Below are 18,931 nucleotides of genomic sequence, written 5' to 3'. Positions count from 1 at the left end.
TTCATACCGGCCGGTTTGGATTTCTATTTACTCCACTTTATACCGGTAAACCAGCCTCCCCAAATTGCCGTCATCATTTATACCTTCTATCACCACCCGGTAGGTGCCTTTGGTGCCCCCGTTATAATAATTTAGGGTGGTTTTACCATCGTTACCGGTAATGATATCAGGGCTCCAGAAAATAGTACCGCGCAAGTCAGCTGCCAGGGACTTGCTTTGCGGACTGTCATATTTGGGGGAGTAAAATTCGTGCGCTTTGTAAAAGCCGTTATAAATATACGTTAAGTTGCCGGGCGCCGGCTCCGTTGTGGCGTAATCTTTACCACCATGCTTGGTAGTGATCACTAAAACTCCGCCGCCAATATCATAACCGTAAACAGAATAGGTTGAAACGCTTGATAAAACTTCAACACTGTGTACAATATTTGGATCGATATCATCCAGGTTGACATTGTTACTTATTGCGCCATCTATAGACACAGCCATAATAGGACTTTGATGCATACCATGAGTGTGAGGGTTTATGGCTTTCCCGTTTCTAATAGATATTCCCCCTCTCAGTGTGAATGTCAGGCAGTCAGATAGTTTGACACAGCCAATCAAGTCTTCCGACATAATGATTTGGTCGGCATGTCCAGCGCCGTTCAGGTTGGTTGAGTTAGAAAGATCAGGTTCAACTCGTTTAAAAACCGTATGACCTTTAACAGTTACCTCTTTCAGCATGCGCCGGCTGCGGAGATCAGCAATTTGCTGCCGGCGTTTTTGAATACTGTCCGGCTTTACCATTGCAGGTAGTTCAGCAGTTATTGTATTAATGTAGATCGCCTGCTTTTCCTTTATCACCGGCGCGTACCCCGGCTTGTTGATACTGATGTTTACATTATTGTTGTTGTTGGTCTTTTTAGCGCTCAGCAGCACTCTGGCTGAATCGGGCAATTCTGGATTTTTAAAAATGAAATTGCCCTCCGCATTCGTAACGGTGTCCGTTATATAATTATCTTTTGCGGCGATGAGTGAGATTTTGGCATAAGGTACGGGCTTGCCCGCATAGGTTTTGATGCTGCCGGCCAGGTCAAGCGTCGTTTCGGGTTGATAAGCAATCTGCGCAGGGGTATTGCTCCATATCGGTTTCCATTCAAAACGCTGGTAACCCTGGGTTAGCAGCAATACATCCAGGTCGGCGCGGGTTTGGTCATTGGTATTGGTGAAATAATAGCCGGGCTTTTCTACATAACCTTTTAAATCTGAAGTGAGCAACAGGCTGCTGAAGATCTCGAGATCTGATGCCTCATCGCCCAGCAACATGCTTTCATTGGTTACCGCTGCCGAAAAGGCGCCCATTACCGGCTGGCCGGCCGGGTTTTTCACATCCAGGTTAAGTGTTACTTTTTGCCCGGGCGCAAAAGTTTTAACCGGGTTATCGATTTTAAGCTGCAGGGTATCGTTATTTTCAATAAAAGCCGAGCGTTCGTTTAAAGGCTCACCATCGCCGGCAAACAGGGTAAACTGCACAATGCCTGTCGGGAAACGTTTTTTATCAATTGCGGCGGTAAAAACCTGGTCCTCCAGCGTGCTTTGAGCGGTATAGTAGATATTACCACCCGATTGGGCGATCACATAAAATGCGCTGTGCTGTTTTTGCTGAAACAAAGCTTCGTTGGCGGCTACCTTCAAAAAAATGCTGTCGGGCCGGCTGTTATTGATGCCCATTGTAAAACCTGCTGCCTTTGCTTTGGGGAGGTCAACCTCAAAAGCAGTTTCGCCGATGCCTGTTTTTATCCTTGCCAAATAGGTTTTGCCGCTTTGCGGGGTAAAGGCGAATGCCCCCATACCGAGGTGCTGCGTAGCAAAATCAACAATGACGTTGCCTTCATTATCTACAATCGTTCCGTTAATATCCCGCCCCATGCCGTTTGGCGCGATGGATTTGACCGCTACCTTGCCGCGCAGGCCGTTGACCAGTTCGCCGCCTTCGGGGAAGAACTGCACATCGGGGTTGGCCAATGCGATTTGTTTAACAACCGGCGGGGCATCATAACCGCCGATATGGATTTTCTTTAAAAAAAATATTCGGGCCCTGCATTGCGCATCCAGTTGGTATAGGCGCGGAGGCGGTAGTCGCCCTGTTTAATGGACCCGGTTAAAACTACATCGCCCCAGGCTGCGCCGGATATTAAGTGCAGGATCTGCCGGGAAACCACCGAATCTTTGACATTGATCAGTTCGGTATACAATACTCCACTTAAAGCCGATAGCTGGTGATTTTTCCCTATAACCGTGTAGGCTTTGTACCAAACAGTATCAAATAGATCATAATTGCTTTTATCGGTTTGCAGGTAAACTTTTTCTACAGGGAAGGCAGCCGACTGCTTTTCGAGCAGGGTATGGGCTTGGGTTAAAAAGGAGGTATCGGTTTGGGCATAGGTTTGGTAATTCAATAAGCAAAGCCTTATGATCACAGCAAGTATTATATAAGTTTTATAAGGCATATTTTATTTAAAATTATTCATAATGTCCCACTACTCCACTTTATACCGGTAAACCAGCCTCCCCAAATTGCCGTCATCATTTATACCTTCTATCACCACCCGGTAAGTGCCCTTAGTGCCCCCGTTATAATAATTTAGGGTGGTTTTACCATCATTACCGGTAATGATATTGGGGCTCCAGAAAATGGTGCCGCGCAAGTCAGTTGCCAGGGCCTTGCTTTGCGGGCTGTCATATTTAGGGGAGTAAAATTCGTGCGCTTTGTAAAAGCCGTTATAAATATATCTTAACGTACCAGGCGCCGGCGGCATTTTTAAATAACTTTTATCACCGCCTTTCCTGGTGGTGATCACTAAAGCCCCATGTTTATTAATATAGCCGTCCCCATAAATTCCTTTCAAATGACGACTTGCCAGGACTTCGATACTGTAAATATTTTTCGGATTCAAATCATCTATATTCATAGCCGGCACAATATTTCCATCTACGATTAAGGCCATTTCCCCTATACCGTTATATTGGCCAACCAGGCTCTGTGAAAGATAGGGGAAATCCATTAAGTCGTCCCCCATAATTACCTTGTCAGCATTGCCTGGCCCGTTCAAATTAGCAGAGGTGCTCATATCCGGCTTTTCACGTTTAAATACTTTATGACCTTTAATGGTTACTTCTTTCAGCATCCGCCTGCTGCGGAGATCAGCGATTTGCTGCTGACGTTTTTGAATACTATCAGGCTTTATTGCCGCAGGAAGTTCAACAGTTATTGTATTAATGTAGGTGGCCTGCTTTTCCTTTATCACCGGCGCGTACCCCGGCTTGTTGATACTGATGTTTACATTATTGTTGTTGGTGGTCTTTTTAGCGCTCAGCAGCACTCTGGCTGAATCGGGCAATTCTGGGTTTTTAAAAATGAAATTGCCCTCCGCATTGGTAATGGTATCCGTTATAAAATTATCTTTTGCGGCGATGAGTGAGATTTTGGCATAAGGTACGGGCTTGCCCGCATAGGTTTTGATGCTGCCGGCAAGGTCGAGCGTCGTTTCGGGTTGATAAGCAATCTGCGCAGGGGTATTGCTCCATATCTGTTTCCATTCAAAACGCTGGTAACCCTGGGTTAGCAGCAATACATCTAGGTCGGCGCGGGTTTGGTCATTGGTATTGGTGAAATAATAGCCGGGCTTTTCTACATAACCTTTTAACTCTGAAGTGAGCAACAGGCTGCTGAAGATCTCGAGATCTGATGCCTCATCGCCCAGCAACATACTTTCATTGGTTACCGCTGCCGAAAAGGCCCCCATTACCGGCTGGCCGGCCGGGTTTTTCACATCCAGGTTAAGCGTCACTTTTTGCCCGGGCGCAAAAGTTTTAAACGGGTTATTGAGTTTAAGCTGCAGGGTATCGTTATTTTCAATAAATGCGGAGCGTTCGTTTAAAGGCTCGCCATCGCCGGCAAACAGGGTAAACTGCACAATGCCTGTCGGGAAACGTTTTTTATCAATAGCGGCGGTAAAAACCTGGTCCTCCAGCGTGCTTTGAGCGGTATAGTAGATCTTACCACCCGATTGGGCGATCACATAAAAAACACTGTGCTGTTTTTGCTGAAACAAAGCTTCGTTGGCGGCTACTTTTAAAAAAATACTGTCGGGCCGGCTGTTATTGATACCGAGGGTAAAACCTGCTGCCTTTGCTTTGGGGAGGTCAACCTCAAAAGCAGTTTCGCCGATTCCTGTTTTTATCCTTGCCAAATAGGTTTTGCCGCTTTGCGGGGTAAAGGCAAAAACGCCCATACCCAGGTGCTGCGTGCCGAAATCAACGATCACATTGCCTTCATTATCTACAATCGTTCCGTTAATATCCCGCCCCAGGCCGTTTGTGGCAATGGATTTGACCGCTACCTTGCAGCGCAGGCCGTTGACCAGTTCGCCGCCTTCGGGGAAGAACTGAACATCAGGACCGGGCTGAACGATTTGTTTAACAACCGGCGGGGCATCATAGCCGCCGATATGGATCTTCTTTATAAAAAAATAGTCAGGACCTGCATTGCGCATCCAGTTGGTATAGGCGCGGAGCCGGTAGTCGCCCTGTTTAATGGACCCGGTTAATACTACATCGCCCCAGGCCGCGCCGGATATTAAATGCAGGATCTGCCGGGAAACCACCGAATCTTTAACATTGATCAGTTCTGTATATAGCACCCCGCTAAACGCCGACAATTGGTGTTGTCGGCCTATAACCGTGTAGGCTTTGTACCAAACAGTATCGAATACATCATAATTGCTTTTATCGGTTTGCAGGTAAACTTTTTCTACAGGGAAGGCAGCCGACTGCTTTTCGAGCAGGGTATGGGCTTGGGTTAGAAATGCGGTATCTGTTTGGGCATACGCAGAAATGCCAACTGATGTAAACCAAAAAATCAAAAACAAGGGATTTATTTTCATTTAGACAGATTTATTATAGCGAAATCAAGAATTTTTGTCATTCATAAAACTGATGCAACTAAATTTAAATTGCAATACTGGAACCATTTAAAGGTTCTTTTTCTATAAATCCTGGCGAGAATTTCAAAAAACTCGCCAGGTGATTTTTTTTAGACTAAACCGTCCAACATCCGGCCGGAACAGTTGTCTGACATTGGCAAGATGTCCCATAAAGAATATACCCGGTATTTCCTTCTTGGATCCATGTTTGGGTAATGCAACAAACCGTTATAAGGGTTGGCGGACTACATGTTTGTCTGTAACCACCTTTAATTTGTTTCATCTCAGCTCTGCTGAGTTTGTTTAAATTTAACATTTTTTTAAAGTTTAAGTACTACCGGAAAACGCCCGGCATGCGGCATGTATTAGTAAAGTGCATGCTTCTTTACTTTTGGCCAAAGTATCTTTGTGCGCTCTATTCAAGCATATATTTTAGGTCGGGTAATTGGTAAAGGTCCGGCAGTTTATACCCGTTAAGCAACAGGGTAGGCGTGGCGGCCACTTCAGCTAATTTACACCAGGCATTCTGTTTATCAATTTTGTGGTATTCAACGCCGTTTAAAGCTACCGGGTAGGCTTTGGCCCATGATTCGTAATTTTTTTGTTTTTGTTCGTACCAGTCGTTAAGCGCTTTTTTTACCATTTCTTTATCCGGAAATTCATTTAGGGCTACCAGGTGGCGGCTGATGGGGGTTTTTATATCGTTTTCTGTATTGTTGGCGGTAAAAACTATCCGTGCCTGCAGGTCGCTGCGCTGTTCAAGCAATTCATCCAACAACTTATGCGTTTGGGAGCATGGGGGGCAATAGGGGTTGCTTACCATGGTAATGATGTTGCCGGCCTGCGGATTGCCCAAAACAATGCACCATTCTTCATCGGGCTGGGCGTATTTTGGTTGTTCGCCCAGTAATTTATTAAACAGTTCGGTATTATATTTAAACCTGCGCAGCTGGTCTTTAAGCGGTTGTAATTGCTGCAATTTTAACAATAACGGTTTTACGATCAGCCATAAAATGACCGGGGATACCAGGCAAATAAACATGGTGGTAAGCCCCTCCCAAACCCTCCCCGGCAGGGAGGGCTTTGAAAATGTTGTTATTAAAACAATAAACTCCAGCCAGAGCAAAGCTTGTACGATACAGCATAAGGTGCACCATTGTTTGGCTACGCGCGCCTGGTAATAAATGGAATAAACCGTATAGGGCAGGCTGACAAAATTTAACAGGGCCAGCACCTGCCATATGGCGGCTGAACCGCCGCCAAACAAAAGCAGGGCCCATGTGCCTGCGAAATAAAAAAAGCCTACCTCGCTCCAGCTCAGCCCATCAAATACCTTTGCCGCCTTTGACGAAAGGATGGCATTGCAATTGGTTTTGCCCTGCGTTTTACAAAGCACCTGTATAAGGGGGTTATTGCTATCGATAGATTGGATGAGCAATAACACAGAAGTAACCAGCCCGGCGGTTTTAAAAACGGTTAGCGCCAGGCTTTGCCAGCTGGCAGTGGCTATATAATTGGTATGAAAAATAAGCGCCGCTAAAAATACCAATGCAACACCAACGGTAATTGCGGGCGTTTTGATGCCGGCCATCAGGCTTGCAAAGGTTTTGGCAGGCGCCGCACCCGGCGCACGTTCGGCCACTAAAACCACGCCCGCAAACATTTTTGAAAACTCCTCAGCGCTTAATTTATGCCTGTTCCATTTCTCGTTGGAAACGATCACATTTTGCCCGTCCATTTTATCCACCACCACAAAGGTGCCCGCTTCAAAATTTGTATGCGCTATAAACGGGCAGGGAACCTCATCCAGTTTATCCGCTTCTATCCTGAAAGCTGAATTCCGGATGTTGAAATTAGTGAGCACATCACTAATGGCCAGCAGGCTGGGGTAATCCGGATGCTTTTCCAGCTCATTGCCAATTTCACTGTTATCCACGTTAATTGATAAACTTTTGAGCAGCCGGTTGACTACCGCCTGCGCGTTTTGAATTTTAAAGATGGAGATCATGGGTATAGTTTTTTGTAATAAGGTTAGGGGTTTAGGGAAATATCTTTCGTGTTTTAATTAACAGTTAACTAAAATAGCGAAAAAAGTAAATAGCAGTTGGTTTATTACACCAACGGGCTTATTGCAGATACGAACGCGGTTATTCGCTATATTATTGAGAAGCGGCACTGATAACATCCGGTAAACAGCGCAAACCGGGGTTGAAAAATAAAAGGGCTCCCGTTGATAGCAAAAGTAAAATATTGGCAGATTTATCAGGCTGCTGACGAGCATTGCGCATCGCCGCTGCCGGGTACGCAGATGCAGCAGCAGCCCATGTTGCAGGTTGGGACGGGCCTTTCGGATTGAAAAAATAACACGTTGATAGCTTCAGAAAAATTAAAAAATAGATTACTGTTTTTTGGTTTTCCTAAAATATCATATCAGTTTATGGGGCTCAATTTGTTACGCCAATAATGTTTTGTAGATACAAATGTGGGTTTTTAGGATTCGTTTTTTCATTAATTAGTCGATCCTTAAAAAGTCAATAAACAATGACGGATGAATAATTCGGGCGAGTAGCAGATGCTGTAAAAATCTGAATAAGGCGAAAAATAAGTGCCAAAAGGTTGTCTTTCCAGATATTCATCATTCTTTTGAAGTTCATGGCAGCTGCGGCGAGCATTACATTGATCGTATCGCCTTTAATTCCTTTGTAAAAGTTACGACTTAAACGGTGATCGGCTTTCAGATGGCCTATTTTAGGTTCAATACCCGCCCTGTTTGAGAAGCCTTCTTTTAATTTGTTCTTGCGATAACTTGTTAGTTTACTGCTAAATGTTTTTGGGGTATGAATAAGGGTTCCGTGCACCTCTTTTCTTCCCCGGTACCCCCGGTCCACAAATGCTTCTTTGAGCGTGTGTCCGGTAAGTCTTTGCTGTTGTTCCAGGGCAGCATCCAGCGTATGGCCGTCATAATCATTGCCGGGAATGTTCAGCGCCCCGATGATCACGCCACTGTTTTGGGTAACGGTAATGGATACTTTGCTGCCGAATTCATATTTCTTATGTTCTTTGCCTTTGCTGATACATACTACATCTGGTTCATGAAGGCTATAGATTTTATTGCTGTCCTGCCGTTTTTGCCGGAGTACCCGTTGAAATAAATCCAGCTCATCACTAAAGCTTTCTGCAGGTAGTTTTCTTTGCAGTTCCCTTACCAGTCTGCCAGCTATTGTTTTTACTTTTTTATCCGCTTTACGCGCTTTTGCACCATTTTTAGGGTGGTTTCTGAATCGCTGATCAATGCCCAGCTTCTTTAAAGTGCGGCTGTAGCTCTGACGAAGCACTATCCCTTCCTTTTGGGCAATGCTTACGCACTTTTTAATAATCTTCCGGTGCAGTTTACTATCGGTAGGGTAAGTGATATTCTTTTCCTGAACGGTGGTGTCAATGCTTGCTCTGTCTTCTTTGCCATCCTTGCCGTTTATGCGGATACTTTCCTTCAGAATTAATTCTATACCTGCTGCCCCAATGCGATTACGGAAATGTACCAGTTCGCTGGCCTCACAAGGTTCTTTTGCTGTGAAGGTTTGCCCTCCACTAAAGTATTGATAATAAGCATTTTCTGACCATTGCTCCACCACGCTTTCATCACTCAGGTTTCGGATATGCTTCAGCATCAGCAGGGCTACCATCAACCGGATCGGTTTGGCAGGCCTGCCAAAGTCCTCCTTATAATGTTTCCTGAAGCTCTCCTCGAACAAAGACCAATTAATCTGATCAGCTAATAAGTATAAAGGGTGTTTATTGGACAATTGCTCTTTTAAGCCTGGCTGTAAAAAACTCAGCTGTCCTGTATTTATTGGTTTATTAAGCATAAATATCTGCAAGCTTTTACACTAATTTCTGAAAAACTTGCAGATTATAGAAATAAATATTATTAACATCTTGTTGATTATCAACAAATTAAATCATTTTTAAGGGACGACTAATTAATGTTGCAAAACCATGATTAAGCGTTGCCGGTATCCCCGACCTTTATGGTACATGTTTTAATATTAATCAGCGGGCATATTTTTCTGTGTTTTTTAAATGCTGCTTAAAACACCACATTCAAACACCCTATTTTGCCATCCGCAGCCATTGCCTGTACAATAACCCGGTACTTTTTTGCATTGTCTGAGTTGTAGAAATGTATTTTAATATTTCCATGCTCATCCGTGGTTAAATCATGGTTCCAATACAAAGTAGTACGATAATCAGCGTGCCTGTTTTGTGTTGAAAAGCTGTAATCAGTTGATAGAAACTCTCGTGTTACACTATAGCCATTGATGAATATTGATCAAAAGTTGAGTGGTTCCTCTTTTTCTCATCGCCAAACCTTTTAGTGTAAATTAACAAAGCACCTGTAGGGCCGCCATTTCCCGGTGCAAACCAAACAGGTGGCGGCGCAAAACGTATCAGGGCTACGTCATCTAAAGGAATATTTATTACTTCTCCAATTGTCGCTGATGCCTCATCAATGTAAAAATATGGTTCGTTAGGTACTTGGTCCGGCCCCGTCTTACCCAACATAAGGCTACTTGGCCCATGATAGGTGAAGTTACTTGCACCCTGCCCATCTGTAGAGGGTGTAATCACTAAGCCCGGAAACTTTCCGTTAATAAAAGTGATGATATTCCCCGGAGGTATTGAGGGGGCATTTGCCAGGTCAAGGGTGTAGGCATGGTCAGTTTCAAGATGCTGTACATGATTTTTAATCAGTATTTCGGTAGGGCTTAATTTCCGTTCGTTTATATTTACGGTTTTTAAAATAATCCCCCCGCTGTTCAAACGCGCTTGTTGTTCGGCTTTAGCATTTTCTATATAGGCAGGGCTAATTACTGGTTTCCGAATGATGGTGGTGTCTCTGAGGCTGGCCATAAATTGCACACTGTCTACATCCCGCTTAAAAAAGGCCACTTTTACGGACTGTCTTTTATTTTTTTTATTTACTACTTCGTAACTGATGTTTGCTGTGCCTGCCCGGTCGTAGTCTTTTAATATAAAAACACCTGTACTATCAGGTTCTGCAATAACTAAATTTTTACTGGAATCGCTGTTTGTAATCAGCATTTTTAGCTGAAGGTCGTCCTTCTGGTTATAATTTTTAATTTTGCCGGCTATCACAGGCGTGTGTTCAAAAGCATATTTTAATGGGCGGGGTTTGTCATTAAATACCGTATCCCATTTAAAATGCCGCCAGCCGCTGGTTAACATTACCAGGTCAAGTTGCTGTTTTAGCGTATCGCTATTGTTGCTGAAGTAATAGGCCGGCTGATGAATGTAGCCATGCAACTCGGAACTTATTAAGAAGTAAGAGCAGATATTATTATCAGGCTCAGGCCCCATTCCGGCATCCGTTACAGCCACAGACAGGTTTGCCTTTACAGGTTGATTATCGCCGCCCTTTAAATTCAGCGTAAATACATTTTTACCTTTCGGGTTAAAACTTACCGTGTCTTTTTGTGCGGAAAGATTAAGCTGGTCATTATTGTTAATATAAACCAGTCTTTCGGCAAGCGGTAATGCCCGTTCGTCAAAAACGGTTAACCGGAGGACCCCGGTTGAAAAGCTGCTTTTTTTAAAACTGAACACATTTGCACCGCGACTTAATTGTAAAGGGTAAGTGCCGCATATACCATTATTTTGTACAGCGGCTACAATAATATCTTTATAGCTACCTTGCTGGCCCTGGTAAATGATCATCACCTCCAATTCGGTTGTTGTGTTTGCGATAATGCGCAGGACGGCACCTGTCTTTTTTACTTTTGGTAAAGCAATAGTTTGTACGCTGCTATCCGGAAAATGAACCTTTGCGGTATAGGTTTCGTTGGCATCTGTTTTCAGATCAAAACTACCCAAGCCATCGTGCACGGTTGCCAATTTTGCGACCATTTGTTTTTTATCGTTCAGTACGGTGCCATAAACTTTTACAGGTAACCCACGCTCATCCGTCGCTTTAAAGGCAATACCAGACAGATTGCTTTCCACGAGGTCGCCGCCCTCGGGATAGAAATTAATCCGATAAGCCTTAACATTGTTTGTTTCCGGTATCTTGCTAACGGGTGTACGGGTATTCTGTATATAGAGGTCCTGATGATAAATACCATCATCATCAAAATTCAACATCCACGATGTAAAAGCCCGCATTTGATACCGGCTGGTGGGCAGGGTGTCCGGCAAATCTATGTTGCCATGGGCGGTGCCATTTTTCAGCGGCAGCATATCCTGTTTAATCAGCCGGCCTCGGGCATCCGATAAACGTACGTAAACCACCCCGCTAAGCATACTGGGTTTCCCAAAAGCCTGTGCATAAGCTTTATACCAAATGGTTTGTCCACCGACGTAGACGTTTTGATCAGTATGCAAAAAGATCTTCTCCTGCGGGTACCGTTTGTAATAATCTGCTACTGCTGCTGTTAATTTTTGCCTTACTGAATCCAACCGGAATGAAATAGGTTGTGCGTTTGCAAAGGATGCATGAAATAAAATACACAGTAAAATAAGGTATGTGTATGATTTTTTCATCTGTTGGAGTAAAGATTTTATAAAGTATAGGTTTTATATAGATTTTATAATGTGTTACGTTAAAAAAACTGACAAGTGCTGTCGTATATTGAAGCTTAATCATAATGCAAAGCATCAGACAAAGCAAATTAACAGTGGCCTGGTTTATTAAACTTTTCTAAAAATAACGTATTGGTTCCGTATAAAATCAATTATTACACCAAAAAGGATTTTGCAGATACGAACGGGGGTTTTGGAGGGATTATTTGATATACAGGGCCATCGAATCGGCCATGGCTTGCCTGACATGCCGGTTCTTCGCCGGTTTTTATTAAATTTCCCTGCTTATGCAGATTTTTTTCACTGCTGTTCCTCCGTACCACCTGTACCACCGTTTCATGGAACACCAGTAAGCAAATTTATGGATGTTGGCAATGCTGAAATTTTAAATCCCATCCTGCGGCTGGCAGGCGAAATCCGAAATCAAAACTCAGTCACCATCCTGTGCTGTAAACAAATAGGTTTCGGTATTGCCGAGGGGCTGGCTGCTGATCTGGCCGCGGTTTTGCTGCCACCAGAAGGGTTGCCTGACTTTTTCGCGGTTGCCAATCTCGTTCATCGAGCTGGCATCAAACAGCCTGCCGTTCACCATTACGTATTTAATTTTATCGCTGTTGCGGATATTGTCGAGCGGGTTATCGTCCAAAACTACCAGGTCGGCCAACTTGCCCAGTTCCAACGAGCCGATCTCCTTATCCATACCGAGGTAGGCAGCGCCATTCATGGTGGCGCAGCGCAGGGCCTGCATAGGTGACATTCCGCCTTGTACCAGCATCCACAGTTCCCAATGGGCGCCAATGCCCTGGATCTGCCCGTGCGAGCCTAAATTAACCTTAGTGCCGCCATCCGCTATCTGCTTTACGTATTTGGATACTTCGATATGGCCGTAATCGCCGTATTCGCTGGTCGTCCTCCGCCTTGAGCGGGCATCGATAATGGATTGCGGGGTATAGGTAAGCAGGCGCTCGTTTTTCCAAACCTCGGTGCGGTCGTACCAGAAATTCTCGCCAAACTGCGTTCCATAAGATACAATAAGGGTAGGAGTGTACCCTGTTTTGCTGGCATTCCAAAGGGATTTAACGTCTTTATAAACCGGCCAAACAGGGATATTGTGTTCGATGCCGGTATGCCCGTCCAGGATCATATTCATGTTGGTAAAAAAGGTGGAGCCGCCTTCCGGAACAACTTCCATCTGTAACTCGCGGGCCGCTTCAATGATCTGCTGGCGCTGCTCGCGGCGCGGCTGGTTATAGCTTTTTACTGAAAATGCACCTACCGCTTTTAGCCTGCGCAGGTTGGAGCGGGCATCATCAATGCTGTTGATCACTGCCTTAAAGTCGCCGTCGGCGCCGTAAAGGATGGTGCCTGTTGAATAAACCCTCGGCCCCACCATATTGCCGGCTTTCAGCATTTCCGCCTGGCTAAACACCATTTCCGTATTGCTGGAGGGGTCGTGCGCTGTAGTAACGCCGTAGGCGAGGTTAGCATAATAGTTCCAATCCTGCTGAGGCGATATGCCGTCAGGGCTGGCATGCAAATGCGCATGTACATCTACGATGCCGGGCATAATAGTTTTGCCGGACAGGTCGTAGATCTTGGCGTCATCCGGGATTAAAACGTCAGCTGCTTTGCCTATCGTAGTGATCTTATTCCCGTTAACCAGGATGGTACCGTTTTCAATCACCTCGTCGCCCCGCATGGTGATGATGCGCACATTTTTAAGGGCGATCTTTCCATCAGGAACGTCAGTTTTTATGTTCAGGCCGATATCTATCCCGGCTGTGTCAATGGGTGGGGTCTTATCTGTGCCGCCTTCAGCAAACGGGAAGGCATTACGGATATCCCTTGTGAAATATTTTGGGCCGAGGGTCCACATCAGCTTTTGGCTGTCTTTGCTCCAGTGCAGGTAAGTTCCGGCGTCGCGCGTAAGCTTACTTAACGGTATAGCTTTATTTGTTGCCGATAGGTCCTGCGGGCTGCCGGTATAAACCATCGGGGTAATGTAGCAGTTGAACAGTTCGGTAAAGGCCATCCACTTGCCGTCAGGGCTTGGGTTAAACTGGGTAGTATATTTCGAGGTATAAAGTGTTTGCTGGTTGGCGCCGGTGGTATCCATCATTTTGAAGGCTTTTTTATCACCCTCGGAGCTTTGGTAATAAAGCCTGCTATCATCGGTTGAAAACTGGGGATAGATACCGTTATTGATGATCATTTTCGGTTTACCGCCGTTTGCAGAAACGATGTAAATGCCCGGGTCTTTCCCAAAAGCATAGCCGGATACTTCATTGCCTTCACCTTTGCGGAACACTACTTTATCGCCCTTATTGTTGAATTTTGGCGTATAATAAAAACCTTTTTCGGTCGTCAGTTTGGTGACCTGGCAGGTTTGAAGTTCAATTTTATTTACAGATGCTTTCATCTCGTCCGACCAATCGATATAAACCAATGACTTACCATCCGGACTAAATGAGGGATCGTATTCGAAATCATTGGTGTAAGTAACCCTGAAAGGGATGCCATCCGGCAAGCTTTTAACGTAGATATAACCTGCCGCATTAAAGGCTACATATTTCCCGTCGGGCGAGGTGGTCAGTTGCCGGATCATTTTAACCGGGAAGGTTTCCTGGTAAACCTTTTGCTGGTAATGCAAGGCGTCGGTAATGGTTTGTTGCGACGTTACCTCAAAAGGTATTTGAGCCGCATTAAGCGTATTAACATCAATATTCCATATTTTACCTTTTGCATAAATAATGATGTTATTGTTGTTAGGCAACCAGGCGAAATTTGGATAAACGCCAAAAATGGCCCAGGTTTCCTGCTGGTCATGTGATAGATCGTCGTATATGGGCCATTCCTCGCCGGTACTTAAATTATGAATGTACAATACCGATTTTAAGCGTACCCGTTTAACAAAGGCCATCAATTTGCCGTCGGACGATATTTGGGGGCGGCAGGCGCCGCCCGGGCCGCCGGTTACATTCTCAATAGCGCCGGTTTGGCGGTTCAGGCGCTGTATGGCATAAATGCCTTTGTAAGGGTCTTTATTATATTGAAAATCAGGGCCCGGTGTAACGTCCTCGCTCCAGTAGATATATTTACCATCCGGCGAAACGATGGGTTCGCCGGCATCCTCCTGGTCGTTTTTGCGTTTGGTTAATTGTATGCCTTCGCCGCCGGTTTTATGGTATAGCCACATTTCGCCTGCACCCAGGGAGCGGGTACCAGTAAAATGTTTCCGGGCAACAAAAAACTGTCCGTCTGGCGTCCATGAAGCATTGTTGAGCAATCTGAAACTCTCTTTGGTAACGGCATGTTTATCGCTGCCATCGCTGTTCATTATCCAAATGTTATCGCCGCCGTCTTTATCGCTGGTATAGGATATCTGCTTACCATCCGGGCTGAAACGGGGTTGAATCTCCCACGCTTTGCCGCCCGCCAGCAAGGTTGCTTTGCCACCGGTGATAGGCATGGAGTAAATATCACCCAAAAGATCAAAAGCGATAGTTTTACCATCGGGGCTTACATCCAGGTTCATCCATGTGCCTTCATCTGTGGTTATGGGAACTTTTTTTTGAGTACCGGGAGGGGTTTCGACGTTCCATTTCTGGGCATGAAGAGAAAAGGAAACAAACAAAAATATAAGAACAGCGCAGATAGATTTCATATGATGTTGTTAACGCCGCGAAGTTAAAAATAATATAGGACTTGGGGCTTTGGAAGTCGGAATCTGAAATTATCTTCCGCTTATCGGGGTTTCCGTTTAATATGGCGTACACTATTAACAATAATATTATTGTCTTCAATTTCAAATACCACAAGATAGGGGAAACGCCTGGTTCTTATGCGCCTGTATTGCCGATTAATATAAGAATACCGCTCCGGGTGATCACCGATGATTTGATAACAGGCTTCTATTTCTTTTATTAATTCATAGCCAAGACCTTGCTTTTGCCCTCATACCATTCAAATGCTTCGCGAACTTCTATGATCGCTTCTTTTGGGATAAACAGGCTATAGGCCATTACATAGGTTTCTTACCGGTGATGATATCTTTGGCTTCCTGCCAACTGTGTAAACTGCTTTCACCGCTCAATCGTTTTGCTCTTCGTTCATCCAATACCTTAATATCTTCTGCCGTGAACTCAAATTCAAGATCTTCGTCCTCATTATACTCCTTCGCCAATGCCAGCATAAGTTTTAATAGTTTCTCCTCACTATTGTCAACACATTCATGCAGTTTTTGGCGGATTTGCGTAGTTTGCATCATCTTGCGTTTTAAACAAATTTAACCATAAATTATTGATGTTGTATAAATTTCGAAAGTCGGATTTCAAATTTATCTTTACAAATCGACATTTTAGTTAATGATGAACGAAATCCGATCCGCCCATTGGCGGACGAAATCCGAAATAAAATATGACCATCCACCAGATCCTGAAACACTATTGGAACCACGATCACTTCCGCCCGATGCAGGAGGAGATCATCCATGCCGTGTTAGCAGGGAAAGATACGCTGGCGCTGTTGCCGACCGGAGGGGGTAAATCTATTTGTTTCCAGGTGCCCGCGCTGGCAAAAGAGGGGATCTGCATTGTTGTTTCGCCATTGATTGCCCTGATGAAAGACCAGGTAGAAAACCTGCAGGCCAAAGGTATTGAAGCGGTGTCGGTGGTTTCGGGGATGAGCAAGCGGGAGATCGATATTGCGCTGGATAATTGCATTTATAACCCGGTGAAATTTTTGTACCTGTCGCCCGAGCGGTTGCTTTCTGAGCTGGTGCGTGAACGGATCAAATATATGAAGGTGAACCTGATTGCCGTTGATGAGGCGCACTGCATCTCCCAATGGGGATACGATTTCAGGCCGCCGTATCTGCACATTGCCGATCTGCGGGAACTCCATCCTGATGTGCCGGTTATCGCCTTAACAGCCACAGCAACATCCGAGGTAAGGGAAGACATACAGGAAAAACTGTTATTTAAAAACCAGGCTGTGTTTCAAAAAAGCTTTGAGCGCAAAAACATCAGCTATGTGGTTCAAAATGATGAAAATAAGCTACGTAAATTGCTTGATATTGCCCGTGGTGTAAAAGGCAGCGGTATTGTTTATGTCCGCAGCCGCAAGGAGACAGCTGAAATAGCCAAATATTATAATGATAACGGCTTTAAGGCCGATTTTTACCACGCCGGGCTTGAAACCAGTCTGCGCTCGCAAAAACAGGAGAACTGGAAAAGCAACCGTAACCGCATTATAGTAGCTACCAATGCCTTCGGGATGGGGATTGATAAGCCCGATGTTCGTTTTGTGATCCATAAGGACCCGCCCGAAAGCCTGGAAGCTTATTACCAGGAGGCCGGCCGTGCCGGGCGTGATGAACACAAAGCTTATGCCGTATTATTATGTAATGCTGCAGACCGGTATAAACAGGAACGGATGTTTGAAATGAATTTCCCTTCTGTTGCCGAAATTAAACAAACCTATCATTACCTGGCCAATTATTACCAGCTGGCTTACCAGGCAGGCGAGGGCATAAGCTTTGACCTTGACCTGGGTGACTTTTGCAGCCGCTTTAAACTCGAGCCGGTGAAAACGATCAAGGCGCTTAAGTTTTTGGAAATGGACGAATATTTGTCCTTTAATGAAAGCGTTTTTTTACCCTCCCGGTTCAGGTTTGACGTCGGGAACGAGCAATTGTATAATTTTCAGATCCAAAACCCGGGGTGGGATCCTTTTATCAAAACGTTGCTGCGGTCGTATGGCGGTTCATTTGAAAATTATGTCCGACTGAGGGAATTTGATATCGCCAGGCGGGCCAATATGAATGTACAGCAGGTGATCAGCGGGTTAAAGCAATTGCAGGAGTTTAAAATTTTACACTATTTCCCGCAAACGGATATGCCCCAGGTTACCTGGCTAAAACCCAGGCAGCAGTCCAATGCACTTTATATCAACAAAAAGCAATAGACGACCGAAAAGCTACCTACCGCAACAAAATGGAAGCTGTATTTGCATATGCCACGCACAAAAAATGCCGCAGCCAAATGCTGCTGGCGTATTTTGATGAACAACATGCTGATAAGTGCGGGATCTGCGATGTATGCCTGGATGAAAAACGCAGGCAACACGCCTCAGAAATATTTGATGATATCACCACTGAAGTAATTCAGGTTTTAAGTACCAACCCCCATGACCTGGCTTCGCTGGTAACCTCCACCAATATCGGCACCGAAAAGGAAAAGATTGAAGTCATCAGGTTGCTGCTGGATGCCGGGAAGATAAAATTCGCCGGAGAAAAGATCATTATTAGTGATTAAAAAGAAGCGCGAAACAGGTCATTTTAAAAAAAATTCCGAAACAACCCCTTGCTTTTTACGCGCCCAAATTCCGGCGAGGTTGGGCAATTGCCGTTTTTCCTGTTTTTAGGTGGAAAAATATAATATCTCGCTTTTGCGCTATTTGCACTTTACATTTTGTCTGTTGTTTTTCAACGGTTGTATTTGGCGTGTTTTTGTACTTAAACAGAATTATATTCTGTTTTTGAAAAAATAGTTGCTTAGTGTAATTATTACACTATTATGAAGAATTTCACCGATAAAAACCCCACCTTTGCCGACGAAAATAAGGCGTTCATCTATTAAGCACAAATTTAATGTAACGTTTTAAAAATAGTGGCGTCTTATCGTTGTATTTAAAATTAATAAAGTATACAACAATTTGACAATCAAAATAATAAATATCATGAAAAAATCAATCTTATCCATCATTACTCTTTTAACAATAGTATTTGGAATAACAAATTTAACTAACGCAGCACCTTTAAATAGCAATTACGTTACTACTTTATCTAACATCAGCGCCATCAATAAAATTGAAGTTCGCGGGAATGTTGAGCTATATATTTCAAACGCAACAACCGACCAGGTAAAAGTGTATAACAAATTTTATTCTGAAAGTGCCGTGGTTCAAACAAAAAACGGTATTTTAAATATCGCATCTTACAGCACTGAGAAATTGGTTGTTTGGGTTAGCGCAAATCAATTAACCTCTGTTTCGGTTTACGACAATTCTGACGTAAAATCTTTCGGTCAGTTATCTAATATCGACTTTAATGTAGAGCTGCATGACAATGCAACCGCCAAATTAAATTTAGACGTATTCAGCGCAAGCGTGTCAGTCTATGATCGCGCTAGAGCTGACCTGAGTGGATCGGCTAACGAATTCAGCCTGAGCCATAATTTTGCGGCAACAGTAAATAATGGCAATTTTAAAGCAGCTCATTTTAACGAAAAGAAAATTAACTTCCCTACCGCAGCAGACGAGGATATGGTAGGTATCTAAGTTCAACTTTTGCAAAAGTTCAACATATAATC

14 protein-coding genes are annotated in these 18,931 nt (G+C 44.3%); 4 read left to right on the top strand and 10 right to left on the bottom strand.

The window, feature by feature from the left end:
- Positions 1–27 precede the first annotated feature (27 nt).
- The 5 genes from MgSA37_RS16415 to MgSA37_RS16395 form a co-directional block, all read right to left on the bottom strand.
- Positions 28–2,004, bottom strand: a complete 1,977-nt coding sequence (locus MgSA37_RS16415; RefSeq protein WP_157750603.1) for a carboxypeptidase-like regulatory domain-containing protein — start codon at positions 2,002–2,004, stop codon at positions 28–30.
- Between the two features lie 53 nt (positions 2,005–2,057).
- Positions 2,058–2,489, bottom strand: a complete 432-nt coding sequence (locus tag MgSA37_RS16405) for a hypothetical protein (protein ID WP_096353415.1) — start codon at positions 2,487–2,489, stop codon at positions 2,058–2,060.
- 30 nt (positions 2,490–2,519) lie between these two features.
- Complete coding sequence (locus MgSA37_RS16400) at positions 2,520–4,925, bottom strand: carboxypeptidase-like regulatory domain-containing protein (protein ID WP_096353414.1); 2,406 nt, start codon at positions 4,923–4,925, stop codon at positions 2,520–2,522.
- Between the two features lie 154 nt (positions 4,926–5,079).
- A complete protein-coding gene (locus MgSA37_RS29835) occupies positions 5,080–5,280 on the bottom strand; it encodes a bacteriocin-like protein (RefSeq protein ID WP_446425738.1) in 201 nt (66 codons plus the stop codon).
- 99 nt (positions 5,281–5,379) lie between these two features.
- Positions 5,380–6,972: a cysteine peptidase family C39 domain-containing protein gene (locus MgSA37_RS16395; RefSeq protein ID WP_096353412.1), complete on the bottom strand. Its 1,593-nt coding sequence runs from the start codon at positions 6,970–6,972 to the stop codon at positions 5,380–5,382.
- Between the two features lie 222 nt (positions 6,973–7,194).
- On the opposite strand from MgSA37_RS16395, the gene MgSA37_RS29415 reads away from it, so the two are divergent.
- A complete protein-coding gene (locus MgSA37_RS29415) occupies positions 7,195–7,320 on the top strand; it encodes a hypothetical protein (protein WP_260146917.1) in 126 nt (41 codons plus the stop codon).
- A gap of 175 nt (positions 7,321–7,495) precedes the next feature.
- Here the strand turns inward: MgSA37_RS29415 and MgSA37_RS16390 are convergent, their stop codons facing one another.
- From MgSA37_RS16390 to MgSA37_RS16365, 5 genes are all read right to left on the bottom strand, one after another.
- Positions 7,496–8,830 (bottom strand): IS5 family transposase, encoded by a 1,335-nt coding sequence (locus MgSA37_RS16390; RefSeq protein ID WP_096349565.1) that lies wholly within the window; start codon positions 8,828–8,830, stop codon positions 7,496–7,498.
- Positions 8,831–9,266: 436 nt separating this feature from the next.
- Positions 9,267–11,522 (bottom strand): hypothetical protein, encoded by a 2,256-nt coding sequence (locus MgSA37_RS16385; RefSeq protein WP_096353411.1) that lies wholly within the window; start codon positions 11,520–11,522, stop codon positions 9,267–9,269.
- A gap of 469 nt (positions 11,523–11,991) precedes the next feature.
- The gene (locus tag MgSA37_RS16375) at positions 11,992–15,225 is read right to left on the bottom strand and encodes an amidohydrolase family protein (RefSeq protein ID WP_096353408.1); all 3,234 of its coding nucleotides are present in this window, start codon (positions 15,223–15,225) and stop codon (positions 11,992–11,994) included.
- Between the two features lie 80 nt (positions 15,226–15,305).
- Complete coding sequence (locus tag MgSA37_RS29765) at positions 15,306–15,476, bottom strand: hypothetical protein (protein ID WP_375782350.1); 171 nt, start codon at positions 15,474–15,476, stop codon at positions 15,306–15,308.
- Between the two features lie 106 nt (positions 15,477–15,582).
- Positions 15,583–15,828, bottom strand: a complete 246-nt coding sequence (locus tag MgSA37_RS16365) for a hypothetical protein (RefSeq protein ID WP_096353406.1) — start codon at positions 15,826–15,828, stop codon at positions 15,583–15,585.
- 149 nt (positions 15,829–15,977) lie between these two features.
- Between MgSA37_RS16365 and MgSA37_RS16360 the strand changes: the two genes are divergently transcribed.
- From MgSA37_RS16360 to MgSA37_RS16355, 3 genes are all read left to right on the top strand, one after another.
- A complete protein-coding gene (locus tag MgSA37_RS16360; protein WP_317046588.1) occupies positions 15,978–17,525 on the top strand; it encodes a RecQ family ATP-dependent DNA helicase in 1,548 nt (515 codons plus the stop codon).
- A 29-nt stretch (positions 17,526–17,554) separates the two neighbouring features.
- Positions 17,555–17,875, top strand: coding sequence for a RecQ family zinc-binding domain-containing protein (locus MgSA37_RS29560; protein WP_317046587.1), 321 nt, complete (start codon positions 17,555–17,557; stop codon positions 17,873–17,875).
- Between the two features lie 424 nt (positions 17,876–18,299).
- The gene (locus tag MgSA37_RS16355; RefSeq protein ID WP_096353405.1) at positions 18,300–18,899 is read left to right on the top strand and encodes a GIN domain-containing protein; all 600 of its coding nucleotides are present in this window, start codon (positions 18,300–18,302) and stop codon (positions 18,897–18,899) included.
- Positions 18,900–18,931 lie beyond the last annotated feature (32 nt).

This window comes from Mucilaginibacter gotjawali, assembly GCF_002355435.1.
GTDB classification, from domain to species: Bacteria; Bacteroidota; Bacteroidia; order Sphingobacteriales; family Sphingobacteriaceae; genus Mucilaginibacter; species Mucilaginibacter gotjawali.
This window is presented reverse-complemented; position numbering and strand designations above follow the sequence as displayed.

Bases quoted from the DNA above. Each gene is read 5' to 3' on its own strand.
- MgSA37_RS16375 (WP_096353408.1), bottom strand. From the start codon at position 15,225: ATGAAATCTATCTGCGCTGTTCTTATATTTTTGTTTGTTTCCTTTTCT.
- MgSA37_RS29835 (WP_446425738.1), bottom strand. From the start codon at position 5,280: ATGTTAAATTTAAACAAACTCAGCAGAGCTGAGATGAAACAAATTAAA.
- MgSA37_RS16385 (WP_096353411.1), bottom strand. From the start codon at position 11,522: ATGAAAAAATCATACACATACCTTATTTTACTGTGTATTTTATTTCAT.
- MgSA37_RS16400 (WP_096353414.1), bottom strand. From the start codon at position 4,925: ATGAAAATAAATCCCTTGTTTTTGATTTTTTGGTTTACATCAGTTGGC.
- MgSA37_RS16365 (WP_096353406.1), bottom strand. From the start codon at position 15,828: ATGATGCAAACTACGCAAATCCGCCAAAAACTGCATGAATGTGTTGAC.
- MgSA37_RS16355 (WP_096353405.1), top strand. From the start codon at position 18,300: ATGAAAAAATCAATCTTATCCATCATTACTCTTTTAACAATAGTATTT.
- MgSA37_RS16360 (WP_317046588.1), top strand. From the start codon at position 15,978: ATGACCATCCACCAGATCCTGAAACACTATTGGAACCACGATCACTTC.
- MgSA37_RS16390 (WP_096349565.1), bottom strand. From the start codon at position 8,830: ATGCTTAATAAACCAATAAATACAGGACAGCTGAGTTTTTTACAGCCA.
- MgSA37_RS16395 (WP_096353412.1), bottom strand. From the start codon at position 6,972: ATGATCTCCATCTTTAAAATTCAAAACGCGCAGGCGGTAGTCAACCGG.
- MgSA37_RS16405 (WP_096353415.1), bottom strand. From the start codon at position 2,489: ATGCCTTATAAAACTTATATAATACTTGCTGTGATCATAAGGCTTTGC.
- MgSA37_RS29560 (WP_317046587.1), top strand. From the start codon at position 17,555: ATGGAAGCTGTATTTGCATATGCCACGCACAAAAAATGCCGCAGCCAA.